This is a genomic window from Halalkalibacter okhensis (assembly GCF_000787375.1).
GTDB classification, from domain to species: Bacteria; Bacillota; Bacilli; order Bacillales; family Bacillaceae_D; genus Halalkalibacter; species Halalkalibacter okhensis.
The window spans coordinates 1-26,788 of the sequence record NZ_JRJU01000027.1 but is presented as its reverse complement, the minus strand read 5'-3'; the positions used below and the strand labels follow the sequence as shown (position 1 = coordinate 26,788).

General features: G+C 35.1%; 32 protein-coding genes, 2 pseudogenes and 1 riboswitch. Of the genes and pseudogenes, 29 read left to right on the top strand and 5 right to left on the bottom strand.

All coding sequences use genetic code 11. The features are described from left to right. Window positions 1-63: 63 nt before the first annotated feature. The 23 genes and pseudogenes from LQ50_RS17310 to LQ50_RS17205 all read left to right on the top strand — a co-directional run bounded on the left by LQ50_RS17310 (window position 64) and on the right by LQ50_RS17205 (window position 21,816). The gene (locus LQ50_RS17310) at window positions 64-642 is read left to right on the top strand and encodes a TetR/AcrR family transcriptional regulator (RefSeq protein ID WP_034631671.1); all 579 of its coding nucleotides are present in this window, start codon (window positions 64-66) and stop codon (window positions 640-642) included. Between the two features lie 96 nt (window positions 643-738). Then, window positions 739-3,417, top strand: a complete 2,679-nt coding sequence (locus LQ50_RS17305; protein WP_034631669.1) for a YhgE/Pip domain-containing protein — start codon at window positions 739-741, stop codon at window positions 3,415-3,417. 109 nt (window positions 3,418-3,526) lie between these two features. Then, window positions 3,527-3,780 (top strand): annotated as a pseudogene (locus LQ50_RS17300) (SunI/YnzG family protein). 86 nt (window positions 3,781-3,866) lie between these two features. Continuing rightward, window positions 3,867-4,013 (top strand): hypothetical protein, encoded by a 147-nt coding sequence (locus tag LQ50_RS25510; protein ID WP_161784696.1) that lies wholly within the window; start codon window positions 3,867-3,869, stop codon window positions 4,011-4,013. 64 nt (window positions 4,014-4,077) lie between these two features. Further along, complete coding sequence (locus LQ50_RS17295; protein WP_034631667.1) at window positions 4,078-4,596, top strand: GNAT family N-acetyltransferase; 519 nt, start codon at window positions 4,078-4,080, stop codon at window positions 4,594-4,596. A 77-nt stretch (window positions 4,597-4,673) separates the two neighbouring features. Then, entirely contained in the window at window positions 4,674-5,366 is a 693-nt protein-coding gene (locus LQ50_RS17290; protein ID WP_034631665.1) for a class I SAM-dependent methyltransferase, read from the top strand. Window positions 5,367-5,459: 93 nt separating this feature from the next. Next, entirely contained in the window at window positions 5,460-6,251 is a 792-nt protein-coding gene (locus LQ50_RS17285) for a class I SAM-dependent methyltransferase (protein ID WP_034631663.1), read from the top strand. A 22-nt stretch (window positions 6,252-6,273) separates the two neighbouring features. After that, a complete protein-coding gene (locus LQ50_RS17280) occupies window positions 6,274-6,765 on the top strand; it encodes a GNAT family N-acetyltransferase (protein ID WP_034631662.1) in 492 nt (163 codons plus the stop codon). A gap of 192 nt (window positions 6,766-6,957) precedes the next feature. After that, complete coding sequence (locus LQ50_RS17275; RefSeq protein WP_034631660.1) at window positions 6,958-7,161, top strand: hypothetical protein; 204 nt, start codon at window positions 6,958-6,960, stop codon at window positions 7,159-7,161. Window positions 7,162-7,234: 73 nt separating this feature from the next. After that, a complete protein-coding gene (locus LQ50_RS17270) occupies window positions 7,235-7,426 on the top strand; it encodes a hypothetical protein (RefSeq protein WP_034631659.1) in 192 nt (63 codons plus the stop codon). 418 nt (window positions 7,427-7,844) lie between these two features. Then, window positions 7,845-9,440: a glutathione ABC transporter substrate-binding protein gene (locus LQ50_RS17265; protein ID WP_034631658.1), complete on the top strand. Its 1,596-nt coding sequence runs from the start codon at window positions 7,845-7,847 to the stop codon at window positions 9,438-9,440. Window positions 9,441-9,582: 142 nt separating this feature from the next. Then, on the top strand, window positions 9,583-9,939 hold the full coding sequence (locus LQ50_RS17260; protein ID WP_034631656.1) for a hypothetical protein: 357 nt from the start codon (window positions 9,583-9,585) through the stop codon (window positions 9,937-9,939). 134 nt (window positions 9,940-10,073) lie between these two features. Further along, window positions 10,074-10,185, top strand: a riboswitch (SAM riboswitch). Between the two features lie 93 nt (window positions 10,186-10,278). Further along, complete coding sequence (locus tag LQ50_RS24450) at window positions 10,279-10,653, top strand: peptide-methionine (S)-S-oxide reductase (RefSeq protein ID WP_052144824.1); 375 nt, start codon at window positions 10,279-10,281, stop codon at window positions 10,651-10,653. 209 nt (window positions 10,654-10,862) lie between these two features. Continuing rightward, window positions 10,863-12,074, top strand: coding sequence for a beta-ketoacyl synthase N-terminal-like domain-containing protein (locus LQ50_RS17250; RefSeq protein WP_034631655.1), 1,212 nt, complete (start codon window positions 10,863-10,865; stop codon window positions 12,072-12,074). Beyond that, a complete protein-coding gene (locus LQ50_RS17245; RefSeq protein WP_034631654.1) occupies window positions 12,071-13,504 on the top strand; it encodes a sensor histidine kinase in 1,434 nt (477 codons plus the stop codon). The genes LQ50_RS17250 and LQ50_RS17245 overlap by 4 nt, the downstream gene beginning before the upstream one ends. A gap of 141 nt (window positions 13,505-13,645) precedes the next feature. Continuing rightward, window positions 13,646-15,286, top strand: a complete 1,641-nt coding sequence (locus LQ50_RS17240) for a putative polysaccharide biosynthesis protein (protein ID WP_034631652.1) — start codon at window positions 13,646-13,648, stop codon at window positions 15,284-15,286. A 488-nt stretch (window positions 15,287-15,774) separates the two neighbouring features. Continuing rightward, window positions 15,775-17,289, top strand: a complete 1,515-nt coding sequence (locus LQ50_RS17235) for a malate:quinone oxidoreductase (RefSeq protein WP_034631651.1) — start codon at window positions 15,775-15,777, stop codon at window positions 17,287-17,289. A 290-nt stretch (window positions 17,290-17,579) separates the two neighbouring features. Next, window positions 17,580-17,960: a GntR family transcriptional regulator gene (locus LQ50_RS17230; protein ID WP_034631649.1), complete on the top strand. Its 381-nt coding sequence runs from the start codon at window positions 17,580-17,582 to the stop codon at window positions 17,958-17,960. Then, complete coding sequence (locus tag LQ50_RS17225; RefSeq protein ID WP_034631648.1) at window positions 17,957-18,859, top strand: ABC transporter ATP-binding protein; 903 nt, start codon at window positions 17,957-17,959, stop codon at window positions 18,857-18,859. Before LQ50_RS17230 ends, LQ50_RS17225 begins: the two co-directional genes overlap by 4 nt. After that, on the top strand, window positions 18,840-19,589 hold the full coding sequence (locus LQ50_RS17220) for a hypothetical protein (RefSeq protein WP_034631646.1): 750 nt from the start codon (window positions 18,840-18,842) through the stop codon (window positions 19,587-19,589). Before LQ50_RS17225 ends, LQ50_RS17220 begins: the two co-directional genes overlap by 20 nt. Next, complete coding sequence (locus LQ50_RS17215) at window positions 19,586-20,275, top strand: hypothetical protein (RefSeq protein WP_034631645.1); 690 nt, start codon at window positions 19,586-19,588, stop codon at window positions 20,273-20,275. Before LQ50_RS17220 ends, LQ50_RS17215 begins: the two co-directional genes overlap by 4 nt. 338 nt (window positions 20,276-20,613) lie before the next feature. Beyond that, window positions 20,614-21,279 (top strand): serine/threonine protein kinase, encoded by a 666-nt coding sequence (locus tag LQ50_RS17210; protein WP_034631644.1) that lies wholly within the window; start codon window positions 20,614-20,616, stop codon window positions 21,277-21,279. A 21-nt stretch (window positions 21,280-21,300) separates the two neighbouring features. Continuing rightward, entirely contained in the window at window positions 21,301-21,816 is a 516-nt protein-coding gene (locus LQ50_RS17205; RefSeq protein ID WP_084138897.1) for a GrpB family protein, read from the top strand. A gap of 69 nt (window positions 21,817-21,885) precedes the next feature. Here LQ50_RS17205 and LQ50_RS17200 read toward each other — a convergent pair whose 3' ends face one another. The 3 genes from LQ50_RS17200 to LQ50_RS17190 all read right to left on the bottom strand — a co-directional run bounded on the left by LQ50_RS17200 (window position 21,886) and on the right by LQ50_RS17190 (window position 23,308). Then, on the bottom strand, window positions 21,886-22,092 hold the full coding sequence (locus LQ50_RS17200) for an alpha/beta-type small acid-soluble spore protein (RefSeq protein WP_034631643.1): 207 nt from the start codon (window positions 22,090-22,092) through the stop codon (window positions 21,886-21,888). A 144-nt stretch (window positions 22,093-22,236) separates the two neighbouring features. Next, window positions 22,237-22,737 (bottom strand): YsnF/AvaK domain-containing protein, encoded by a 501-nt coding sequence (locus tag LQ50_RS17195; protein WP_034631641.1) that lies wholly within the window; start codon window positions 22,735-22,737, stop codon window positions 22,237-22,239. A gap of 94 nt (window positions 22,738-22,831) precedes the next feature. After that, window positions 22,832-23,308, bottom strand: coding sequence for a YsnF/AvaK domain-containing protein (locus tag LQ50_RS17190; protein ID WP_034631639.1), 477 nt, complete (start codon window positions 23,306-23,308; stop codon window positions 22,832-22,834). A gap of 161 nt (window positions 23,309-23,469) precedes the next feature. On the opposite strand from LQ50_RS17190, the gene LQ50_RS17185 reads away from it, so the two are divergent. Beyond that, the gene (locus tag LQ50_RS17185) at window positions 23,470-23,673 is read left to right on the top strand and encodes a hypothetical protein (RefSeq protein WP_034631638.1); all 204 of its coding nucleotides are present in this window, start codon (window positions 23,470-23,472) and stop codon (window positions 23,671-23,673) included. A 25-nt stretch (window positions 23,674-23,698) separates the two neighbouring features. Here the strand turns inward: LQ50_RS17185 and LQ50_RS17180 are convergent, their stop codons facing one another. Continuing rightward, window positions 23,699-24,262 carry a GNAT family N-acetyltransferase gene (locus tag LQ50_RS17180; protein WP_034631637.1) on the bottom strand — a complete coding sequence of 188 codons (564 nt, stop codon included), beginning with the start codon at window positions 24,260-24,262 and terminating at the stop codon, window positions 23,699-23,701. Window positions 24,263-24,434: 172 nt separating this feature from the next. On the opposite strand from LQ50_RS17180, the gene LQ50_RS17175 reads away from it, so the two are divergent. Continuing rightward, on the top strand, window positions 24,435-24,644 hold the full coding sequence (locus LQ50_RS17175) for a hypothetical protein (RefSeq protein WP_034631635.1): 210 nt from the start codon (window positions 24,435-24,437) through the stop codon (window positions 24,642-24,644). Between the two features lie 69 nt (window positions 24,645-24,713). Here the strand turns inward: LQ50_RS17175 and LQ50_RS17170 are convergent, their stop codons facing one another. After that, entirely contained in the window at window positions 24,714-24,893 is a 180-nt protein-coding gene (locus LQ50_RS17170) for a small acid-soluble spore protein H (protein ID WP_034631634.1), read from the bottom strand. A 101-nt stretch (window positions 24,894-24,994) separates the two neighbouring features. Here LQ50_RS17170 and LQ50_RS25505 point away from each other — a divergent pair, with 101 nt between their 5' ends. The 4 genes and pseudogenes from LQ50_RS25505 to LQ50_RS25500 form a co-directional block, all read left to right on the top strand. Further along, window positions 24,995-25,138, top strand: a complete 144-nt coding sequence (locus LQ50_RS25505) for a hypothetical protein (RefSeq protein WP_161784695.1) — start codon at window positions 24,995-24,997, stop codon at window positions 25,136-25,138. Between the two features lie 27 nt (window positions 25,139-25,165). Beyond that, a complete protein-coding gene (locus tag LQ50_RS17165; RefSeq protein WP_034631633.1) occupies window positions 25,166-26,170 on the top strand; it encodes an LLM class flavin-dependent oxidoreductase in 1,005 nt (334 codons plus the stop codon). Window positions 26,171-26,297: 127 nt separating this feature from the next. Continuing rightward, the gene (locus LQ50_RS26540) at window positions 26,298-26,387 is read left to right on the top strand and encodes a putative holin-like toxin (protein ID WP_373279216.1); all 90 of its coding nucleotides are present in this window, start codon (window positions 26,298-26,300) and stop codon (window positions 26,385-26,387) included. Window positions 26,388-26,628: 241 nt separating this feature from the next. Further along, a pseudogene (locus tag LQ50_RS25500) lies at window positions 26,629-26,788 on the top strand (HD domain-containing protein); the annotation flags it as partial.

Genomic DNA, 26,788 nt, shown 5'->3' with positions numbered 1-26,788 from the left:
GTACTTTATTATTCAGTACATGATGACTAAAAATGTATTATAGTCATTTGGAGGGAAGACGAAGTGGAAATTGATAAAAAGAAAACGATCATAGAGGCGGCAGCCAAATCATTTGCTATTTTCGGATATAAAGCAACAACCATTGACCAAATTGCAAAAATAGCGAAAGTAGGAAAAGGTACAATTTATTTATACTTTTCTACAAAAGAAGAGATATTAAAAGGAATTATTATTGATATCGCTCAAAAAATGAGACATGCAGCAGATGAATCCATCATTCCTGGTCAGTCATTTATTACAAATTTTAATGCTGCATTATCTGGAATTGTCGAGTTTCGAGAAACACACGAATTAACAATCAAGCTATCGCAGGAGGTAAATGAACTCGGCACACCAGCAGTAGTTGATGCACTTCAATCTTTAGAGTATGAAATATGTGATTTTATTGAGGCGAAAATCAGTATTGCGATCAAGCGAGGAGAAATTCGTGAATGTGACCCCAAAATTACAGCATTTCTCATGTTTAAGATGTATATTAACCTTGTTAATGACTGGAAGGAACGCTATGAGCCTTTATCGAAAGAACAAGTTGCAAACTTAATTAATTTATATTTTATGGAAGGATTGGCTAAACAACATTAAGGCATGTTTAGCTTTTCTTACGATATGGATTGACCATAATACCATTTTAGTCATTAGTGTGTACACTTTGCAATTAAAGGGATTTTGGAGGAGAGTATGAAACAAATTTGGAGCATTTTTAAGCAAGACCTTCTTAATATTAAACGCGTCCCACTTGTTGGTATCCTGCTTATTGGCTTGTCTATACTACCTGCTACGTATGCTTGGTTTAATTTAAATGCCGCTTGGGATCCTTATGGAAATACCGTTGGAATTCAAGTTGCTGTTGTAAACGAAGATCAGGGTACAGAGCTAGAAGGAGAATATATTAATATAGGGGAAGAATTAATAGAAAACTTGGCAAAGAATAAGAACTTAGGTTGGAGATTTGTTTCTAGAGAAGATGCTGAAAAAGGAGTTAAGCATGGGGATTATTATAGTGGAATATATATTAACGATACTTTTTCAGCAGATTTAGTGCAAGTACTAACAGATGAACCGATTCAATCAGAAATATTCTATCAGGTAAATGAAAAGATTAATGCCATCGCCCCAAAAATGACGTCTGCTGGTGCATCAACAATCGTTAAAGATATGAATGATCAATTTGTTGAGGAAGCATCAAAAGCGTTGTTTCAGGAGTTTGATAGAGTAGGCATTAAGATTGAAGAGGAACTCCCTACTCTTCGAAAATTAAAGCAAATCGTTTATGAGCTAGAGCGTCGTATTCCAGAAATAGACGAGTATGCAAAATGGGTTATAGATATAGATGAAAATTGGTACAAGATTGAAGAAACAGTTGATCAGCTATTTACAGTGGAAGAGGCCATTCCCCAAATAAATCAGGTTGCAGAGGAAATCGTTGAACTCGAAAAGCATATTCCTCAAATTCATAAACTTGCTGATGGAATTTTGAAACTTGAAGAGGCCATTCCTGAAATTGAGAAAGCAGCAAAAGAAATGGACAATGTGACAGCCCAATTCGCAGAGATTGCTGATAATTTACAGGATGCATTAGAGAAAACGAAAGGGGCTCAAGCTACAATAAATACAGTACAAGAAAATCTGATTTCTCTTCAAACAAATTCAGATTCAATGAAAGAATTTAGAGGTGCTTTTACAAGTTTCCTTGAAGATGCACAAGAAGCATTTCCTCCTGTGATTGATACGTTAGCCCAACAAGCTTTATTTATTGGTCAAACGGCTGGTGCAATTGATTCAACTCTTGCGATGCTTGAGGAAGATCATGTTCAAACACAATTAGTAGGTTCGTTAACGAAATTGAATAATGAAGTCACCTCCCATATTCGTCTATTAGAGAATGCCTTAAATATGTATAATATTTCTTATGAAATGGTAGAGGAAAACGGTCAACTTGCAGTAATAGAACAGTTATCAAGATCTCTTGTATTACTTGAAACTCTTCAAAGTGAACTTACTCATGTGTCCATGCAACTTGAAGAAGGGAAGGTTCCTGGAAATGATCAAGTTGAATTGATTCGAAAACAAGCCCAACAAGCCGAAGCTAATTCGGATGAATTGCATACTTTTTTTAAAGGGGAAGGGTCTAACAGTATGGATGAAGTGTATACTAGCATCCGTTCAAAATTAGACCAAGCCGATTTGGTCTTTGATGAGGCTTATTCTCAGCTAAGTCCAATGGAAGATGTTCTTGATCGCGCAAAATTAGTTACAACGATGGGAGAAGAAAACATTCAGCTGTTAATGGATCGATTACCAGAGATTGAAACAAGAATAAATGAGATCACATCTAATATCCAGCAAGATCTCCCTGCTGTAATTGAAGTGATTGAGAGGCTAGGAGACTTTGTACGAAGTGATTTGCCTACATTTGAGGATAAATTACATCAGGTGTCTGATTTTATTCGTAATGATCTACCTGGAATTGAAGAGAATTATCGTAAGTTAACGAGCATCTTAGCAGATAACTTACCTGTTGCCAAGCAGTCAGTACATGAATTGGCTGAGTTCAGTCGGAATCAACTTCCAGAGGTAGAGAATAACATTAAAGAAGCCGCAGATCGAATTAGGACGATAGAAGATGAGAACTGGTTAACAGACATTATCTCAATTCTCCGAAACGATCTTGATGAAGAAAGTGAATTTTTCGCAAACCCAGTTAATTTAATTGAAGAGAAATTGTTTCCTATTCCAAACTATGGTTCAGCCAACGTACCTTTTTATACAACATTAAGTCTATGGGTCGGAGCCTTATTATTATCTAATCTTATTAGTACAAACCTTCATGCTGATGATCGTCTAAGAAAATATACTCTGCGCCAAATATATTTTGGAAGAATGATCTTATTTCTTATAGTTGGTATTCTCCAAGGGATTATTGTTAGTGTTGGTAATTTAGTTTTGTTAGGAGTGTACGCAGCTCATCCATTCCTTCTAGTGCTATTTTCGGTGGTGATTGCTATTGTGTTTATGACGATTGTTTACACTTTAGCATCTATTCTAGGAAATATTGGAAAAGCATTAGCGATTGTTCTCCTTGTTTTACAGTTATCAAGTGGCGGTGGAACGTTTCCAATCGAAGTAGCTCCACCATTTTATCAACTTGTGCACCCTTTTATGCCATTTGCTTACGCAATTAATTTGTTACGTGAAGCGGTTGGGGGTGTAATTCCAGTTCTAGTTTGGAAAAATATAGTCGCACTAGCTGGATTCTGGCTACTGGCACTTACAATAGGATTCTTATTAAAACCTGTCCTAGCTAATAAAATAGAAAAAACAGCTCAAAAATCCAAAGCGAGTAGATTAATTGATTAATTAAGGGTTTGGAATTCTTTCCAAATCCTTTTTTATGTTTATTTAGAAATCTTTGGAACCTTTTGCGTAGTCTATCCGTATACAAAAAAGTAAGAATGGAGGGAAGATAATGGAAGTTAAAATCACAAAGAAAAATGAAAACTTACATATCAAATGGCAATTAAGTAATATTCAGATCCCCTTATCTGAAATAATTGAAGTTGAATATGATGATACCTATGGAGGCAGGGAAAGAGTGGGATACGAATTGGCTTTCCATATGGACATACTGAGCGAGTAGTAGTAACTACTAAAAAAGAAACATTTATCATTTTCACAAGTAATGCAGGACTGAAAGAGAAGATTTTATCAATGATATATTAATAGAATAACAAAGTTGCTTTTCAATTGTTTGAGGCACTCCACGGAAGTTGAAGCAACCTTCTTTTTTTCATTTTTAGGGGGATACGATGGTAAAGAAATATAAAGGATATTTGTTGGCATATATTGGATTTCTAGTTTACACTTTTGTTAGTGAAGAAACATATAGCTTGGTTGTGTTCATAATGATTACAGCTTCCTTTGCTTTTGTAGTGTGGATGGTGGAGAATTTATAAAGGAATGGTTAAAAAGGTCGCTAGTATGTAGTTATTTCATTTGGGATTAAATACGGAGGTGATAATGTTGACTAATAATGTAAAAATAGAACAAATGGATTCTATTGATGATCATATAGATGAGCTATCAGAGCTTCTAATACAGGTTGTAGAAGATGGTGCTTCAATTGGATTTTTATCACCATTGCAGACTGTAGATGCAGAAATTTATTGGAGCAATTTACTAAATTCAGACCTTCTTCTTTTTGTTGCTAAAATGAATAATAAAATAGTTGGGAGTGTACAACTACAACTTTGTAGAAAGCAAAATGGTAAACATAGGGCTGAAATTGGAAAACTAATGACACACCCTGATTATCGACGAAAAGGTATAGGTCGATCACTGATGAACAAAGCCGAAGAGCAAGCCAAACACGAAAATAGGTCATTATTAGTTCTTGATACAAGAGAGGGAGATCCTTCTAATCTCCTTTATTCTTCAATTGGTTTTAATCAGGTAGGGATAATTCCTAATTATGCAAAGTCAGGTGATGGCAAACTTCATTCAACGGTTTATTATTATAAAATTATTCCCGATGATTAATAATTATAGGTCGATTGTATTCAAGATTTTTAGGGGTTTCATTAGTTCTTTTATAAAAGAGATACTGGAGGTCAATGATGACAGACCATACAATTGTATATAAAAAGCAAACAGAAATGTACGATCAAATGGTTTCAAAACAACCTAGTTTAATGAATGTTATAAACGATATTACTTCGATCGAACAATTAGATGTCATTGATATGGGGGCTGGTTCAGGAAGAATAACCACTATTCTCGCTCCATATGTGAAGTCCATTTTAGCATTAGATTCCTCGACTGAAATGTTGCAGTTAATAGAAAAGCAGTTAGACTGTGACGACAATATAAACTACAAAACACAGGTTGCCGACCATCGTAACATTCCAGCTGAAAACGAAAGCGCTGACTTGGTTGTAGCAGGTTGGTCCATTTGTTATCTGGGTAGTTCAAATGTTGAAAATAACGTACATAATATTGAGGTCGTTATGAAAGAAATCATGCGCGTCCTTCGCGAAAAAGGATTTGTGATCATCTTTGAGACTATGGGCACGGGTTTTGAAACACCCAATCCGCCTGAATTTTTAAAACAATATTATTCATTACTTGAGGAGAAATATGGCTTTTCTCATAAGTGGATACGTTTAGACTACAGCTTTGATAATATTGAGCAAGCTGAAGAATTAACTAGATTTTTCTTTGGGAATGACCTTGCAGATAAAGTGGTGACTGGAAATTTAGTAACATTACCTGAGTGTGCAGGTGTTTGGTGGTTAGAAAAAGAAACATAACTATGTGATAACTAGGCTCTAAAAATAATTGGACTCAAAGAGAAAATGTTGTTACAAATCATGACCAAATGTTTATTTGTAAGGAGATCAAAAATGGATATAGATAATTTTGAAGAATATGATGACCCTAATTTATACGATAAAGAAAATGAAGCTTACATCCCAGAACTTCCATTTTTATTAAAATGGGCATCAAAACAAAAAGGAATAATTATTGACTTGGCTTGTGGAACGGGCAGATTAACGATCCCCGTGGCGAAGAATGGATTTAAACTAGTAGGGGTCGACATCCATAAAGGAATGTTAGATGAAGCGGTAAATAAATCATCTAATCTTGGTTTGGATATTGATTGGGTGGAACAAGATTGCACTAATTTAAGCTTAAATCTAAAAAGCCAGTTGATCTATTCAGTGGGTAATTCGTTTCAACATTTCCTTTCTAATGAAGTTCAAGATCGCTTTCTCTCTTCGGTGAACAAGCACTTAGAAAATAACGGAATTTTTATATTTGGAACAAGATTTCCAAGCGTGGATGAATTATTACAACCGAGTACGGAAGAGTATTGGAGAACATATACAGATCATGAAAGTTTAAATTCGGTAGATGTTTATACTATTAGTACTTATGATTCTCTGTCCCAAATTCAACACTATACGACGGTGAGAAAGTACAAAAACAGTAACGGAGAACTAGTCAGTGAAAAGAAAACAAATATTCGTTTAAGATATGTATTTCCGAAAGAAATGGAAAGAACATTAGATTCGAATGGTTTTGAAATAGTTAATATTTATAGAGATTGGAATGAAACGCTTCTTGCTAACGAAAATAATGAAATGATCTATGTTTGCAAAAAAGTGAAAGACATTAGGAATAGTTCGGTTTAAAAAAATATTGGAGGGTACGTTTATGATTCAAAAAAGAAAAATAAGAAAAGCAACTTTAGATGACATAGCTAACATACAAAATATTACGAAAATTACTTGGAATCAAACTTATGAGGGGCTCATTCCAAGTGAAATTCAAGATAAATTTATTGAGAGTGCCTATTCAAATGAAAACATGGAAAAGCGAGTCCGTCATTCACTTTTTTTAGTTGCAACAGTGAATGATAGGGTAATAGGTTTTGCAAACTTTTTTTTGCGAGAATCAGAAGCTATTTTAGGGGCAATGTATATATCCCCTAACGAACAAGGGAAAGGATTCGGTAGTGAAATACTCGCAGCTGCTTTAGAAGATTTAAAAGGCGTTTCAAAAATATATGTAGAAGTTGAAAACGGAAATAAAACGGGTGAGGCTTTTTATCAAGCAAAAGGCTTTAGCTTGTTAGAGGAATACGAAGATGATTTCTATGGGCACATCCTAAAAACGAAACGTATGGTCTTGGATAATTCAAATTGAATCTTCATTACTCATTCAAATGTTTGAGAAAGTGAATGTACGAAATAGTTTTTTGGGGAGAAATCCGCTGACTAAATATGTTGAAATTTACTAAAGTTAGTGATTAAATGATGCCGACTTTATTTGTGTTGGAATTGAATTGCTATTTATATTGAAATGACTAAATGGTTCATTGAAGTAGAGGGGTATTTGATGCCAAAGTGGGGCAAGACAATGTTTTTCTGGGTTATTATATTTCCAGTATTAGTAACTAGCCTGCTGATCACAATGGACTATCTTTCGGGTGATCCAATTAAACCATTTTCTTACATACCAAATTTATTAGGTTTTGCCACTGGTGGAATATTTATTGGGTTGATTATGTACCAAGTAAAAAAATTAAAAGGTAAGCACTAATAGAAAATGGAAGATGTCATTTAAAAGGTTGTTATACTGAGCATTGATTGGCTGTTTAAAGGAGGAAACATTATTGAAGTATTGGTTCATTTTCTTCGGGATTATGATTTTAACCATTTTTGGTGGGGGATTTCTCATTCGTTTTGTAAGAGATGGAGACTTTTATATTGCTGAATTTATTGGTGGTGTAATCGGCCTTCTTGTCTTAATCATTGGACTTTTTGCCAAGATGTCTATGAAAACTAATCACTCATTCTTGAAATAAAGAGCATACCGGGCGTTCCTATAATTTAGTCGATCCAATTCTATCTAAAATCCTTGTTTTCTAGTAAGGCTTGACTCCTTTTCATCATTTTAACGGAATCAGGATTCGCCTTGTACTGCTCGTTTGTTTTCGACATACCTCTTAATTGGTGAATCCTATAGAAAATAACTACATTTTTGATATCCACTCCATAAGCTCTCCTTTTATTTTTAAAAACTCCTGTTCATTTAATGTTGTGACAATATAATAATCAGGTAAAAAGAACCAGGGAATATTATGGACTATTACTTTACCTCTCCTTTGTTTTGTTAACTAATATCACATGTAAAGATCTGCTATTTCCTGTATCAAATTGACAGACAATAAACTATTAGACTATAATTTTTTTGTAGTTAACTATTTTTAAAGGGGGATTTACATGAAGAACGTTTCAACGAAATTTTTTGTTATCATGCTTGCATTAGTTGTTAGTTTTGTAGCTGCTTGTAGTAGCGACTCAACAACGGATGAACCAAGTTCTGATAACGAATCTCCATCACTTGGAGGAGATCTTAATATTGGTGTTGTGTCTGATCCTGTTTCTTTGGATCCGCATGGGGCAAACGAAACAGTTGCTAACACGATTAATGCAACTATTTATGATCGGCTTGTCTACATGGACCAAAATTCTGAAATTCAACCTGGGTTAGCAGAATCACTTGAACAAATTGAAGATACGGTTTGGGAAGCGAAAATCCGTGAAGGTGTTACATTTCATGACGGATCAGAACTAAATGCAGAAGTTGTTAAGTTAAGTTTAGACCGTGTTCGAGATCCTGAAGTTGCTGCTCCTGTTGCCTTTTTATTTGGAATGGTAACAGACGTTCGTGTAGTGGATGATTACACTGTACATATCGAGACAGAATTTCCATTTGCACCACTTCCTGCTCATTTAGCCCATACTGCTGGTAGTATTATCAGTCCACAATTAATTGAGCAGTCATATGAGGATCTGGCTAATGGTGAAAATCCATTTACGGCAGCAAATGAACAACCTTCAGGTACAGGCTATTTCAAATTTGAAAGTCAACAACCTGGAAATTCAGTCACGCTTTCTAAAAACGAAGATTACTGGCATGAAGAGAAAGCAAAAGTGGATACAGTAACATTTAAAGTTATTCCTGAGAGTTTAACGCGTATTGCTGAGCTTGAAACTGGTGAAATAGATATTAACTTTACGGTTTCTCCTAGTGATGTATCTCGTGTTGAGAGCAACCCTGACACATTTATTGAACAAGTTAATAGTACAAGAATGGTGTATCTTGGTTTCAACACGGAAGTAGAGCCGTTTAATGACGTCAACGTTCGCCGTGCTCTTCACATGGCTGTAGATAAAAATGCATTAGTTGAAGGGATTTTAGATGGTGTCGGTATTCCGGCTGATACTCCAATCGCTCCCGGTGTTTATGGCTATAGTGAAGGTGTAGACTCCATTGAGCATGACATTGAACAAGCCAAAGAACTTCTTGCGGAAGCAGGCTATCCTGATGGGTTAGATGTAACTTTATTAACAGATGATGAACGCGAACGTCAAGATTTAGCTGTTGCACTTCAATCTCAATTAGCAGAAATCGGCGTAAATGTGAGCATTGATACGTACGAATTCGGAACATATATCGAACGTGCAGGTCTAGGGCAAATGGAAATATTCCTAGGGAGTTGGGGTACGGTAACGATTGATGCCGACTACGGGTTATACGCTGTATTCCACTCAGATAACATTGGGCCACCAGGAAACCGTTCTCGAATTGCAAACGAAGAGCTGGATCAACTTCTTGATGCAGCTAGACAAGAGACAGATCCAGAAACTAGAATTGAGCTATATGCACAAGTTCAAAACAAGCTAGCTGAAGAATCTCCATATACGTATTTGTACTTTCCTGATAACATCTCAGCTGTACGATCAGATGTAGAAGGATTCTGGCAATATCCAAGTGGTTATTTCTTCTTACGTGATGTAACGTTAGATCGTTAATGTATGAAAACTGTCTTTTGAGACTTATCTCAAAAGACAGTTTTTTTTTGAGAAAAAGAGATTGAACAGGAAACCGTTTCATGAAACTATTTTCAGAAAATTATCGTCTTAAGATATAAAGGATGTTAAGGGGGATAGGATTGTGCATATAATAAAAAATGTATTAGTAATTGTAACTTTATTAACCGTGACATTATTAGGTGCTTGTGGAATAAATGAAGAGAAAAACAAAGAAATTGGGGAAGTAGAGTTTAACAGTGTTGGAGGAATAATGCTTGCGGGAGAGGAATTACCTGAAGTAGTAGGTGTGATAAAAAGTATTGAATCTCTTGAAGAAGTAATTATTTATGTAGACGGACAAGAAGTTAGTTATCGGCTCTCTGACGAAGCTAAAAGTCAAATTACAGCAAAAGAATTGGAGAGTGGGGATGAGGTCATATTTACTACTTATTCTATTGGCGATGATAAAGCAACAATTGATACATTTATTAAGAAATAACAGAGTGAATGAGCATTGGTTATGATCCACATTGAATCATTGTTCAGTATATTTGAAAAATTACTTGATATTTACGTGATCGGTTGATAAAATTAGTAATAATAAAGTAGTGAAAAAATAAAATAGCGATAAACTTCTTATCCAGAGTGGTAGAGGGACAGGCCCTATGACACCCGGCAACCATCAAGTCAAAATGACATGAACGGTGCTAATTCCTGCAAAGGTATGACCTTTGAAAGATGAGAGGAATGTATTTAATTATACTAACCTCTCTTTAAACTAAAGAGAGGTTTTTTAAAATGGAGAGAACGTTTATCGCTCAAAAAGGGGCGAATTTAAATGGAGAGAGCCGTGTTTGGTGCTAGCGAATTTTTTAGTCAAGAAGCTTTTATATCAGTTTTTCGTGGTATTGACCATGTTCGAGTAGGTAGATTAAAAGGATCAAATATCGAGGTAGTAGAGGTATGGTTTAATCCTTGGAAAGTATCTTATAACGAGTTAATTGAATTATTTTTTGACTTACATGACCCAACAATGGGAGGTAGCCAGGATTGTAAGAATCAATCTTTTGTATTTTTTACTACTATTCATCAATTAAGGGTAGCCAAACAAAAGAAACTTGGACTTAAAGATGAAATTAATAAAGACATTATTACAGAAATAATACCAGTTTGTGGAGGACTTAATGTGGGAGAGTTAAAATTAATCTCATAAAATTAAATCTTAGAGATAAAAGGAGCTTGTTCATTAGCAAGCTTTTTCTTAATACTTTTATCAACCTGCTCATTAATCGTTTCATTTCTTTTTGTACAAAACGACAAAAAATTACAACTTTTATAATATATCTAATTTACTAACTTACCCTATTATTCTATTATAAAGAAAAAGCGAATTTCATTGGATGCCTAAAGGGTGGTTAAAAGATGAGTAAAGTAGTCGTAACAGGTTATGGAGTTAAAGCTCCTAATACATCTAATAGCAAAGAGTTTGTAGATAATTTAGTAAATGGTGTATGTTGTCTGGAAACTGTAAACCACTTGACTCCAAAGGGAGAGTCCACAGTTGTCGGCGTCATAAAAGAAGACTTATTAGAATTTTTACCTGATAAGGCATATGCGCGATTTCCAAGAACGGCCTTACTCGGTATGGCAGCTGGAAAAGAAGCTTTATCTCATTCGAAATTAAGCGATCTCAAATCTAAAAAAATAGGGGTATTCTTTGGTGTGTCAGTTGGAAATATTGGTGATGTGAATTTTCAAGAATCAATACTAAATGTTCACCAAAATAACTATAGAGAAGTTCCTATTATTTTTGGACATCAAGGCAATCATCATAGCATTACCTCGGCGATCGCCCACTATTTAGGAACAAAAGGAATGACGAAAACCATTTCAACAGGATGTACATCTAGCCTCGAAGCTATTCAAGATGCAGCTGTATATTTAAAAAGCGGAGTAATCGATGTAGCTATTGTAGGAGGCGTTGATAGTCCCATTAGCAAAGCGGCGGCTTTTGCCTTTGCTAAAACAAAAGTCTTACCTTTAAATCAAAGCTTAGATGATGCAGCAGTCCCCTTTCAGTCTAGCAGCAAAGGCTTTGCTATGTCAGAAGGAGCTGGTGTTATTATCCTTGAGAGGGAAACAGATGCTCTTAAGAGAGAAGCAATCATTTTAGGTGAAATAGATCGTATTGTATCCAATAATGATGGCGTTTTTATTTATTCGGTTGATCAAAGCGGCGAGCAAATGATCAATGCTTTAAGAGAAGTGCTGAATCATAGACATCCTGATTACGTAAATAGTCAGGCCCTAGGAATTCAATTAAATGATATAATAGAACAAAAATGTTCAAAGGAATTATTAAATCATAAAGTGCCTTACACATCGATCAAAAGTATGATAGGCAACCCATTTGGAGCAATTGGGATCATTCAAGTGATTTCATCTTTAATTAGTATAAATTATGGATTTATTCCTCCTACGATTCGAACGCGGAAAAAAGGGTTTGAAGACATGAACATTGTTTGTGATACTATATTTAAAGAAATCAATGAGGTCGCGATTACTAATCATGGGTACGGTGGAAATAACGCGTGTGCTTATATTAAAAGCTACAAAAAGGGTGAGAGCAGTTGATCACATCATTATTTATTATTACGATAGGTTTGCTTCCTATCGTTTTGGCATTGAATGTATTAAGAATCTATAAAGGATCTGAATTGAGTATTGCTTTGTTACTCTTTATGTTATCCATATTCCTATGGCAAATAGACATAGCTGTCCTCTATCTAAAAGGGGTCCTACCAGAAGAAATGATTTTATTGCTCTTTCGTCTATTTCGAATGGGACCCACTTTTGCAGTGCCTGTAACATTTTATTTAACCTTTCTCATTATAAAAAAACATGCACCTACTTTCAAGAATGCAACCAGTTATAAATTGATTCAATCTTTATTTAACCATAAAATATTTAGTGTTTTAGTCATATGGAGTGTAGCTGTATACTTGTTAAATTGGACAACATTGGGTATTGATCATTTAAGAATAGTTACAGTTTACAACTCAGAACTACAGCTATACTTTCCGGTTTATGGAAAGTTGCATTTTTTATACATATTACATACGAGTCTTGTTTTATTTTTATTAATATTTGTAGTTATCATCTCAAATGGGATTCAAAATCAATATTTAAAATCATTCTTAAAGACATTTTCTCTCTGTGCTATTTTACTTTTTGTTACGGGGTTTCTTAATTTCACTCCGGGGACCGGTGCTGTCATAAGCAGTTTTGGAGTGATCATCTTTACATCGATCATTATCTTCTCTTTTGTCAGAATGAATACTTTAATGACAGTTAAATATAACCGTTTAGTTGAGCGACAAAAAAAGTTAGATTATACAGGGGATATTGCTACAAGTCTCATTCATGAAGTTAGAAACAATTTACAAATTGTAAAAGCTTATTCTAAATTGCTCCATAAGAATAAAACGTTACTCAAACAAGATAGAGACATGGTTGGCATGATTCGCACAGCCACACAACAATTAGAAGATTTAACAAGTAGCTATTCGGAGTTTTTAAGTGATAAGACCATTACATTTCATCTATCAGATTTAAATGGAATGATCAATGAAGCGATTGATATTACGAATGAGTTATTAAGAGAAAACAATGTAAAAATATCGTTTGAAGAGAAGTATAAACCGCTAAAAGCTTATTGCAGTGAAGTCCATCTTAAGCAAGTGTTTGTAAATTTAATAAAAAATAGCTGCGAATCCATTTCAGCTGATAAGGATCGAAGAGAAATCGTGATAAACACAAATATAATAGGTGACCAAATAACAATAGATGTTACAGATACAGGTGGAGGTATACCAATTGAACGTTGGGAGTCTATTTTTGACCCTTTCATCTCATCCAAAACTTCGGGAATGGGTGTTGGACTTCCCTTTTCAAGAAAGATCATTTTTGAGCATCGTGGAGAACTAAAAGTTTATAAAAGCAATAATAAAGGGACAACATTTAGAATCGTATTACCTCAATATGAATTTAGTGATTATTTGTAATTCAACCTGTTTATAGCGGAAATAATCGTACATATTAACTTGTATTAAATATGACTAATTTGTATCAAGGAGTTTATCTCAATTTCCGAACAAGTTTGTGCTATAATATGGAAATCAAAAAATATATAGGGGATTATTCGTATGTCAGACACAAAACTTGTTCGAGGAACACTTGTCTTAACAGCAGCAACATTTTTATCAAAGCTACTAGGGCTTATCTATGTTATTCCTTTTACACTCCTTGTAGGACAAACCGGGAATGCTTTATACCAATTTGGTTTTATTCCATATACAGTCTTATTAAGTATGGCCACATTAGGAGTCCCTCTTGCCGTATCTAAATTTGTTTCTAAGTATCAATCAATGGGAGACTATCAAGTTGGGTACAGATTATTAAAATCAGGTATTCTGTTTATGTTTATTAATGGCCTACTTGCGGCTCTCGCGCTATATTTTTCTGCCCCTCTTGTGGCAAGTTGGATTATCTCAGATCCGACTGAACTAAAAGGGAATTCAATGGAAGACATTATTTTTACCATTCGTATGGTCAGTGCGGCATTACTTATTGTTCCAGTTATGGCTATTATTCGTGGTTACTTTCAAGGACACCAGTCGATGGGGCCAACTGCTGTTTCTCAAGTTATCGAACAAATCGTTCGAATTATCTTTATTCTTTTGGCTGTCTATTTCATTTTAAATATAAAAGAAGGGTCATTAGGATTGGCAGTGGGAGTTGCTACTTTAGGGGCTTTTTTTGGAGCGCTAGCTGGGTTAGTTGTACTAGTATATTATTGGTTCAAGAGGCGAGCTTTTGTTGTAAAAGAGGTGAATGCAAGTAAAGTTAGCTATTCTCTTTCTTTAAAAGACATATATAAAGAAGTAATAAGCTATGCCATTCCATTATCATTTGTTGGTTTAGCCATTCCATTGTTTCAATTAATTGATCTGTTTACGGTGACAAACGCCTTAACTCATAGTGGATTAATGGAACAAGGTGAGCCCGTGACTTTCTTTGCGATCTTTTCTTCAACTGCACATAAAATTATTCTGATCCCGATGGCGTTAGCTACAGCTTTCTCCATCACACTAGTTCCAACGATTACAAAGTCATACGTGACAAATGACCAAATCGCGCTACAAGAGCAAATTACAAAAACGTATAGGATCATTCTATTTATAACCGTACCTGCAGTAGTCGGTCTTTCAACGTTATCCTTTCCTGTATTCAGCACATTTTATTGGCCGAATGATTTAGAAATGGGCGGAACGGTGTTACGGTATTATGCTCCAATTGCACTGCTATTTTCTTTGTTTGCGGTGTCAGGTGCTATTCTACAAGGAATTAATAAACAGAAATATGCTGTATTTGCACTTGGTTCTGGGTTGTTAATAAAATTATCACTCAACTATGTTCTTCTTTATTATATTGGACCGTTTGGTGGGATATTGGCAACTTATCTTGGTTATGGATTAGCTATCTTTATTATGTTCTGGTCGATTCGTAAATACGCTCAATATCGATTTAGTCAGCTAGCGAAACAAACGATCGCTATTTTCCTATTTGCAGCCATTATGGGTGTTTATGTTGGAATTATAACCACATACATACAACAATACTTCCCAATTGTCTCGTGGTCAAACGCATTCATCGTTTTATTATCTGGGATTTTAATGGGGGGTGTGATCTATATTCTATTAAGTTATCGCTTCGGTTTAGCTCAATATGTATTAGGTGCCAGATTTCACAAGCGTGCGACGAGGACTGAACCAAATGAAGGGTAGCAATGACGACCGTTTCTTTTGTAATCTAAAGTGATTAGTATACTTAGCACATACCGACAAAGGGTGAGATATTTATCATACAAATTTTTATCTGTTCTTCCTCTTTTTTTGTAAAAATAGTGATGACGTTTCTAGGATAAATGCACTTAATTATTTCACCCTTTGTATGAATTCGAAAAAAAATGAAAGAGTTTTTTGTAATTGTTTGATTCGTTAGTCACTTCAAACCCTTATAAAAAGCTATGTTGAGGAATTATTTCATTATAAACGTCGCTCTTTACTATGAATTCTCACTTTTACAAGCTTTTAAATAACTTATAATTATTATATAATAGTAGATGTATTAATCTATATATAGAATTTTTTTGTAATACACCTAAAATCATGGTTATAATCGACACAGAAAAGGTGTGTGACTAGGTCGCGCCTAAGTTTAGTTTGACTCCTACATCTTTTCTGTAAAATTTTATGGGAAAAGGTTGGTTAAAATGAGCATTAAAGAAACTAAAACAGACGTCATTTTAATTGGCGCCGGTATTATGAGTGCGACTTTAGGAACACTCTTAAAAGAATTAGTACCAGAATGGGAAATTACAGTATTTGAGAAACTTGCAAATGCAGGTGAAGAAAGTTCTAATGAATGGAATAATGCAGGAACGGGACATGCTGCGCTGTGTGAGCTTAATTATACAGTGGAAAAACCAGATGGATCTGTAGATATTAGCAAAGCTACAACAATTAATGAACAATTCCAAGTTTCAATGCAGTTTTGGTCTTACCTTGTAAAAAGAAAGTTGATACATAATCCACAAGACTTTATTATGCCATTGCCACATATGAGTATCGTGCAAGGAGATGAAAATGTTGAGTTTTTAAAAAAGAGGTTTAAAGCGCTTTCAGAAAACCCTCTTTTTCAAGGCATGGAATTTTCCGATGATTCGGAAAAGCTAATGGAATGGATACCACTTATGATGCAGGATCGAACATCGAATGAATCGATAGCTGCAACCAAAATTGACTCTGGTACAGATGTTAATTTTGGTTCATTAACGCGAATGTTGTTTGATCACTTAGAGAGCAAAGATATTAATATGAAGTACAAACATAGCGTTATTGGCATTAATCGGACTAACGAGGGATTATGGGAATTAAAAGTACGGAATTTGGAAAGCGGTACAGTCGAACGTCATACGGCAAAATTCGTTTTTGTTGGAGGCGGAGGTGGAAGTATACATTTGCTGCAGAAATCTGGAATTCCAGAAGGGAAACATATTGGAGGATTCCCTGTAAGCGGGCTTTTTATGGTGTGTAATAATCCGGAAATTGTAGAACAGCATCACGCAAAAGTGTATGGAAAAGCTAAGGTTGGTGCTCCTCCAATGTCTGTTCCGCATCTTGATACACGATTTATTGATAATAAAAAATCGTTGTTATTTGGACCATTCGCCGGATTTACACCAAAATTTTTAAAATATGGTTCGGTCTTTGATTTGTTAACTTCTGTAAAACCGGATAATCTCGTAACGATGTTAGCAGCTGGGGCAAAAAACATGTCATTGACCAAATACCTAATTCAGCAAGTTATGTTATCAAAAGAAAAGCGCATGGATGAATTGCGTGAGTTTATTCCAAATGCAAAAAGTGAAGATTGGGATTTAGTCGTAGCGGGGCAACGTGTTCAAGTAATTAAAGATACGGAAGCAGGAGGTAAAGGGACTTTGCAATTTGGTACGGAAGTTATTACTGCTTCTGATGGTTCGATAGCAGCATTGCTAGGTGCCTCTCCGGGTGCATCTACTGCTGTTCACGTTATGCTAGAAGTTATCGCGAAGTGTTTCCCAGAGCATATTGAAGAGTGGGAACCAAAAATTAAAGAAATGATCCCTTCATATGGCGTATCACTTATGGAAAATCCAGAACTTCTACACCAAATTCATACTTCAACAGCAGACACACTTGGTTTAAACGAAGAAGATCCGTTATTACTTAATTCTATGGTGTAATAATGGAAAAATCCTATAGGTTATAATGGAATGGGGAAATTCCTATGAATTCCCCTTTTTTGATGCTCTCTAACTTAAAATAAGTAAGGAGCAATAAATTTTAAAAGTGTAAAGATAACGAGAACCATAACGTCCCTGCATTTAATGCTCGGGGACGTTTTTTTGTATTTGCTATTACAAATTTTCTTTCTAAGTTATTAATTCAACGTTTGAACCTTGTAAAAGGACTATACATATTGTATACTGCATTACAACACTAATGCACTACTCCTGAGAGGAGGAGAGTTCTTTTGCTTTTGAATTCCGATAGTTCGAAACCGATTTATGTACAAATTTCTGAATGGCTTGAAGCTGAGATTTTGCGTGGTCACTTTGCAACGGATCAAAAAGTTTATTCGCAATATCAGCTTGCTGACAAGTTCAATATTAATCCGGCTACTGCGGGGAAAGGATTAACTTTGCTTGTAGACGAAAACATTCTTTATAAAAAAAGAGGGTTAGGTATGTTCGTCGCTGAGGATGCACGGGAGAAAATCATGAGCAAGCGTAAAAATCAAACGTTAAAACGGCTTATTTTCGATCTCGTCATTGAAGCTAATCACCTAGGTGTTGAGGAAGAAGAATTAATGCAAATGATTAAAGAGACGAAGCGTAAGGGGGAAGTACAATGACTGTAATTGAATTCAAGGATATTACAAAAATTTACCGCAATGTAGCAGCATTAAATGGCATGTCTTTTGAGATTGAAGAAAATAAGATGACTGGTGTTATTGGCCGTAATGGGGCTGGAAAATCAACGATGTTAAAAATTCTTGCTGGGTTCTTGAAAGAAACGACCGGAGAAATCCGTGTGTTTTCTCAGCACCCTTTTAATAACTTAAAAGTCTCGGCCAATTTAATTTTTGTGGATGATCAAATGAGTTTACCGTCTTCATTAACATTAAGAGAAATTCTAACAGAAGCTTCAAACTTTTATCAGAATTGGGACAAAGAATTCGCTGAGCGATTATTTGATTACTTTTCCTTTCATCCGAAACAGCGTCACAATAATCTCTCAAAAGGGATGAGAAGCACATTCAATATGATCATAGGCTTGGCTTCTCGTTGTCCAATTACCATTTTTGACGAACCCACAACAGGAATGGATGAAGCTGTACGCAAAGACTTCTATCGAGCGTTGCTGAAAGATTATATCGCCTATCCTAGAACGATATTATTGTCAAGTCACCATTTACATGAAGTAGAAGACATTTTAGAGAATGTACTTATTATAAAAGAAGGAAAAACCCTTTTGCATTTGCCATTGACAGATTTTAAAGAAATGGCTATTGGCTTTAGTGGAGATACAAGGAATGTGAAGCCATTAATCTCAGAAAAGGAAGTTTTTCATATTGAGGAGAATGGGATTGACCAAATGTTTGCAGTTGTAAAGAATCATTTTACAGAAGTTGAATTGTTTGAAGCGAAAGCAAATGGGGTTGAAATGTCTCCTATTTCTTCAAGTGATTTATATGTATATCTTACAAACAAATCGAAAGGAGGAATTGATGATGTATTTAACCGAGCTTAGTCTTTTTGAGGTCATTAAAAGACAATTTCGCTATAAAATTAAAGCGTATTTAGGGATATTCGTATCCTTAATGATTTTGCAGATCATTGCTATTGTTTTTTCGTTGAATGGTGCAAGCTCTGTTGGTAGTGGATCGGATAGCTTCTCTATTACAGTGAGTAATTATTCAGCGGATTTAGTGATCGTTTTTACGTTCTTATGGTCGTTTATTTCAGCCATCTTGTTAACAACACGGGCCTATCGTTTTGATGACTTTTCATTTGTGACGAATCGATTAAGTAGCAGTGTTTCGACTATTCTATTTCTAATATTTGCATGTACATTTGCTGGAATTTGTGCGATGTTATCGAGTTTCTTATTGAAAACCATTATTTATTTCTTTTTTACGGATTTAACCATAGCAGGAGGGATCCTTCAGACCATTCCAGATAAATTGATGATTGGAACAATCGCAACTATTTTGTATGTAACCCTTTTTGGAGCAGTAGGATATTTAATTGGGGCGCTCACGCAGCTTCACAAAATCTTTGTTATTTCGATACCAGCTGTTGTTTTTGGATTTTTGTTTATTGGTGCGCCACTGGGTGTCGGAAATGTGTTTTTGTGGATTAATGAATTTTTATTTCAAGAGACATCGTTTATAATTTTTACTGCTAAAGTCATAGGTTTGAGTGGATTGTGTTTTGGAAGTTCAATTCTAATGTTAAATCGATTGGAGGTTAGACAATGATGCTGAGTTTATTTCTCCTGATGATTATCATTTTAATAATTATAGCAATTGTAAAAGGAGTAGGAATAAGGCAATATCGGTGGTTTTTTGAAGGTGGTAGGACAAAATGGTTTCTGGCTGGATATGTCTTACTACTCATTATTTCTTTCTGTACGTATCAACTGATTCCAAAAGAAAAAGAGGTCATCGGTTCTAACATCTCTCAGTTAGAGGAAGAACAGTTCTATAACGATTTTCATGATGCTGCGTTAAAGGGGGAGCTACATTCATTTGATGGCGCTGTGAGAGCAGAAGAATGGGTGTTTGATTATGATGAACCAAAACTTCATTTGAAATCAAAATACAGCAATCCTATTTCTGTCTCTGTCATTACGGAACAAAAGCCAACAAATGATAAAACGATTGAAGCATATTATTACACAGGTGTATCCACTTCTGGGAACATTGACATCACTGATGCAATAAGCAGAATTGATTTAGAACTTCATGGAACTACATTAGAACTCATGCGAGCGGAAGTGGTTGATAAGCATTTTGCTCAATTCATCCAAGAATTTACCATCGGTCAATTTTATGACCAACAATCATTTTTGAATGGGCATCATACACATATAGCACCAGAAATATTGATTTTGAAAATTCCAGAAGGATTAGAAGTTGTTGATTATGCCAATGTATTACGGTAAGGCAAGCATCTCTTTCAAGAATTGTTATTTAGAGCTGTTGAAAGACAAATAACTAAGAAAGTAATTGACAACAATAAAATAAAACATTAAGATAATATTAATTTCATAGTATTCCTAAAGGGGAGTAGCTTTTACAGCAAAGTCGTCATTACAGAGTAATAGGCTCTCGGCTTTGTTGGCAATTACACATTGTTAGCAAGACCTTTACTGTTAATGGTAAAGGTCTATTTATATTTAAAAACCTTTGCCGTTCTCGGTGAAGGTTTTTTTCGATTTTTTTTGGCTAGTTTTCGATAATTTAAAAATGGTTACCAAGTCATATGGTTTTGGGGGACATCATGATTAAAAATAAAATAATGGATAGCATCAAACAAATACAAGTGATTTCATCAAATGCAAATGACCTTGTTTCGGTAAACGGACATTCGAAAAACCTTGAATTTATAGGAGTGGGTACAGACGCCGCTGTATTTCGTTTACTTGATGAACCTGAGTTAGCTATTAAGGTTTTTAGCGAAGATAAGCTAGTAAAAATGGAGAGTGAAATTCAAGTTTATAAGACACTTGGACAGACAGAATTTTTCCCTCACTTTTATGGGCAAGGTCCTAATTTTCTCCTATTAAGTTTTGAACAAGGTTTAACTCTTTATGACTGTTTATTAAAAGGAGTTCACATTCCATTAAAAGCAATAGAAGATGTTGAACGCGCACGTAATTATGCTGCTGAAAGAGGACTAAATGCAAGTGATATTCATTTGAAGAATATTCTCCTACATGAAGGTCGAGCAAAAGTAATTGACGTATCTGAATATATGAAAGAGGATAGTGATAAACGCTGGGATTATTTAAAGAGAGGATACTTAGATTATTACCATTTAATAGATGGGAGAGAAATCCCACTCTGGATTATGGAAGCTGTTAGAAAGGCGTATCATCAACAAAGTAATGCACCATTTAATTTACAGAATTTTATCGAAAAGTTTGTGAGGTTATTTAAATTGTAAAAAATAGCGAGGTGAACGATTATGAGAAAAGTAAATGTGTTGCCCTATAACCAGGAGTGGATCAAGATGTTTCAAGAAGAAAGCAAGAAGATACACGATGTGCTTGGAGGAGTACTCATAAATATTTATCATATCGGAAGCACAGCCATACCGAACATACATGCTAAGCCAGTAATTGATATTATGGTTGAGGTCACTAACATTAAACAAATAGATGCATTTAACAAGGAAATGGAACAGTTAGGTTATGAAGTTCTTGGGGAATACGGTATTTCAAAAAGGCGTTTTTTTAGTAAGGGCGGTGACAACAGGACTCACCACGTTCATATATATGAAAAAGGAAACAACCAAATTTCACAACACTTGGCTTTTAGGGATTATATGATCGCCCATCCTGAAGAATCTTTGAAATATAGCCGATTGAAGCAAGCATTGGCTAAAAAATTCCCTACAGATATCTTCAAATATATGGAAGGGAAAAATGAGTACATACAAGGAATTGATAAACAAGCAAGGATGTGGAGTAGATTTAACTAACGAATACTGATTAGTTAAATAATTAAATAAACGTGCACTTACAGAGATTGTAAGTGCACGTTCTTATGACTAAAACTGAGATCCACCCATTTGTTGCTCAGCCATTTGAACTAAACGTTTAGTAATTTCTCCACCAACAGAGCCGTTCGCACGGGAAGTCGTGTCAGCTCCTAGTTGAACACCAAATTCTGATGCAATTTCCACCTTCATTTGATCCAATGCTTGCTGTACACCTGGAACTAATAATTGATTTGAATTATTGTTACTACTTGCCATGTTTGTAACACCTCTTTCTTTGGATTTGAGATTAGTATGTTTAAGAATGCTTTCTTTTATGTAAAGATATATTGTAAAAATATTACCAACAACGTGGGGGTGGAAAACCATAACGCTTTCGATTTAAAGCGTTATGAGAGATCTTTAGTGTTCTTCTTTAACATCTGCTTCACCTTCAACGTCTAAATGCGCCACTTCTTTTTTTAGTTTTTCAGTTACGGTTACATTTTCTTCAATTTGGCGATTTTCAACAGATACTTCATTTATCTTTACAGGGTGCTTATGAATTTCAATTTCTTCTTCTTTTATGGGAATTCGAATTTCATCTTCATTTGCTGTTTCAATCACCATTTCCTGGCGCTTTATTGGAACTGTAATCGTCTTATTATCTTTTACAACTTCATGATGTATTTTGACTTCTCCTGTTTGTACTCGTTTTTTTGTTAGTTCTAGCTCTTCTTCCCGAAGTTGTAACGTCTTACGTCTTGTTTCCTCATTTAAATCTTCCGTAACTGTTCTCTTAACTAGCATGTTAGCAATGATTCCAAAAACTCCTCCAATAATCCCTCCTGTTAAAAGTGAAAAATTCATAAGCCAACCTAAAAGCATTCCAATTATGGCACCAATAAGGATATGTTTTCCCATAGGAACCTCCTGAATAATGTTTTTTATAGTTTTGCCTTGAATCATAAATTTATGAAGAACCCTACTTACAATAGTAAGTAGGGTTAAGCTATTGTTACTCTTCTCTAATGATATCTGTTTCACCATGTTCTTCAACTTCTGCCACTTCTTTATGAAGGACATCTCGTACTTGTTCTGTTTCTTGGATCGAACGTTTATGAGCAGATACTTCTCCTGTAACAACCGTATGCTTATCAACATCTACTTTTTCAGCGGTAACAGGAATATGAATCGTTTCTTCCTCCGTAATTGGTTCGTCTGTCGGTTCATGATTTACAGCTCTTTGTTCAATTACGACTTGATCATGAGAGACAGGGACATTAACTGCTTTTTCTTCTTCAACTATATCTTTGTGAAGAGTCACATCACCAGTTTCTACACGGTATTTATCTATATCTAATTCCTCTTCACGCAAATCCAAATGTGCATTTTCTTGTGCAAATTCAGTATTAGTCGATCGATCTACTTCACGTGCATCTTTACGGATTTCCTTCTGAGATTCTTCTTCGTTAAACAAATCAAAAAAGCCCATTATGAAACCTCCTAAGAAAGTGATGTTGATCATGGTACAGCTATTATCTTCGCCGACTTATGAACAAATTATGTAGAGGAATCATGCTTTTAGTTAAATAAAAAATGGAGTTATTTCAAATATTAAAATGGAGGGTTATCTATAAACAAGGAGTGGTATTATTGGCAAATAAGAGAAAAAACTCTCAATTTGAAAGTGGAGAAGAAGTATCAGATTTAAGGAAAGGATTATATGGGTTAAATCCTGAAGAAAGTTTGTTATCTGTCAATTTTGCTACGACTGAAAACACGTATTTAAATGAATATGTTCAAAACGATTCTGGGAAGGAAGTTGAAGAATTAGAAAGAACAGGAGAGGAGAAATAACCTCCATCCTGTTCTTTTACTATAATTAACCTTGGAATTCTTCTTTTAAGATAGAATATACTTTTAAATCACGATGGATGCCTTTAACTAACATATCTTTTCTATTTGTTCCTTCATAAGACATTCCGGCCTTCTCCATAACTCTTTGCGAACCTATGTTTTCGACGAAGCATTTTGCTTGTATACGAAATAATTCCATATTTCGAAATCCAAATTCTATCAGTCTTTTCACAGCTTCAGTTGTTATCCCTTTTCCCCAATAATCCTCCGAAATAACGTAGCCTATTTCAGCTGTTTTATGGACTGGCTTCCACCAAACAAAGTCAATCGTTCCAATTAGTTTTTGTTCCCCTTTCATTTCAATTCCCCACGGAGCAACTTGTTTATTCTTGTAGTTATCAAGTGCAAAATCAATGAATTCTTTTGTATCAGCTCGTGTTTGATGCGTATTCCATGTGACACATTTCGTTACATTAGCATTTGATCCATAAATAAACATGTCTTCTAAATCATCTGTTTTGATCTTTCTAAGAAATAAACGCTCTGTTTCTAAGGTGGGTAGATTACCATAAATTTCTTCAATTTTCATTGAAATCACCTCAACTCAAGTTAATAGTTTCATTATATAACTTTTAGAGGATCTATTGGTCATTTTTTACATAAGCCGAAGAAAAGAGGGGAAATCAGGAAATGGATCATACTTAGTGTGAATATGAATGAAAAGAATAGTTCAGTGAATGATAATTAATGAGGTGATACAAGTGAAAGCAAACAAGAAACATCAATTCAATATGCCAACTGAGGCAAATACAAGAGGAGAATACGGAATAAGAACAGAAGTGAATTCTGCTCATCCAGAACATACGATCGATCGTTATGCAGGAGATTCAGTGAATGAGCATAAAGAATTAGAAAGAGCAAATGAAGACATAGCTGAGGATGAAATATCTCAAATTATAAATAATTCTTAACGAGAAAAATGTTTAAGCGACCTTCCTTTATTCTTAGGCGAGGAAACCACCCAAGATAGGGTGGTTTCGTTAATGTTCAATTAAACTTGATACATTCACTTCTTGTTCATGTTGTGGATCAGTTAAAGGGAAAATCCGAGCAATATCATGATCGTTGCTTACATTTTGAATGTATATAGGTGTCCCATTATAAGTGACATTGGCCATAACAGGTGAAGCGGCTATTTCTTGAGCTCGTTGCTTATTCATATAGGTTCCTCCATTCGAAAGTTTCAATCATACTATTTGCGCCCAATGAAAGTATTATTCATAATCGTTACAGGGAGATAAAAATTGAAGAAGGTGAAAACATGAATCACAAAAAATGGTTTTTATTAGCTGGAGTAGTTGTTTTGTTTATTATCATTAATCTAATGATAACTAATCTTACACAAAAGGATGAGGATCTGCCAAAAGACGTTAATCCTGTTAATAGCAACATTACGACACATTAACATCTCATGTGAAAGTAGGTAGTTATAATGAATTTAAGTATTTTAGACCAAGCACCTATTGCAACAAATCAAACGGCAAGTACAGCACTAAAAGAATCAATGGAACTTGCAAAAGCAGCGGAAGCTTTCGGGTATACGAGATATTGGCTTGCTGAACATCATGACCTTCCTGGCTTAGCATGTTCGGCACCTGAAGTGGTTCTTGGATATATCGGGGCAAATACAGAAACGATCCGGATTGGATGTGGAGCGGTTTTGTTACCACATTATAAGCCTTATAAAGTCGCAGAAGTGTACAATACACTCGCAACCTTGTTTCCTGGGCGAATCGATCTAGGAATTGGCCGAGCTCCCGGCGGATCAGCCGAGGTGACAAATGCATTGTCCGATAATTTTTTACAACAAGTTTTTCAAATGCCCAGTTCTGTCAAAGAACTCCTCCATTTTTTAGATCAAGATTTTCCGGCAGAACATAAATATGCAAATGTAACAGCCTCACCAGTTCCCGATATTGCCCCAAAACCTTGGCTACTGGGGACTAGTAAGAAAAGTGCGTTGCTTGCAGCGGAATACGGTATGGCATATGCGTTCGGTTTATTTATGAGCGAAAATGATGGACAGGTAATATTGGATACATATAAAAATAACTTTAAAGCGAATAAGGATCGCAATTGTCCTGAAATCATTTTAACGGTTTCATTGATTTGTGCAGAAACAATTGAAAAAGCCGAAGAAATAGCTCTATGTTCATGTGTATGGAGGATTCAAACAGGGAAGGGAGAAGGAAAACATGGAATTCCTTCAATGAAAGAAGCGAGAGAGTACCTACTAAATGAGCAAGAGAAAAAAGAAATAGAAAAAATGAAAAATAATATGATTATTGGAGATCCAGATACCGTTAGAGAACAAATTAGAAACCTTAGAGATACTTATGACTTTGATGAATTAATGATTATATCCATTACTCACGATCCACTTGCTCGGATTAACTCGTATCGTCTAGTAGCGGAGGAAATGAGAATTAAGCAATAGGCAAATAGTACAGTTTAGAACATACGTTTGATTAGTGTTTAAATCTACCAATTTGTTATGCTATAATGGTAGAGCAATAGAATAGCTTCTAAAGGGTGGACGGTATATCATCCCCAAATGAAAGGGGGTGAGGCCGGTGACAGTATTTGAATCACTAATGCTTATGATTGCATTTGCAACATTGGTTGTTGTGATCCTTACGTCAAAAGAAAAATAATCCACCCTTGCTCTAGAGAAGCAGGGTGGATCCATCATTATGTGTGATCTGCCGCCCCCTTTAAAGGGCAGTCTATTGTGTAAGCCGATGGTGTTACCAGCACCGTCGGTTTTTTCTATAGTATGCATGTATATTCTTAGTATACGTTCTATGTGCAAGAAAATCAAACGGAATGACAATTTTTCTTATCTCATCTTTAAAAAAACTGCATAATTGTTCATCACAGGAAAGGGGTTATTTCATGATTATTAATGATACTATTTTTGGGGTTCATACGATTACAGGGGTCCTAGAAGAACTTATTAATAGCGATGCTGTTCAGAGATTAAATGGTATCCATCAAGGAGGAGCGAGTTATTTAGTGAATAAGGAATGGAATGTGACGAGGTATGATCATTCTA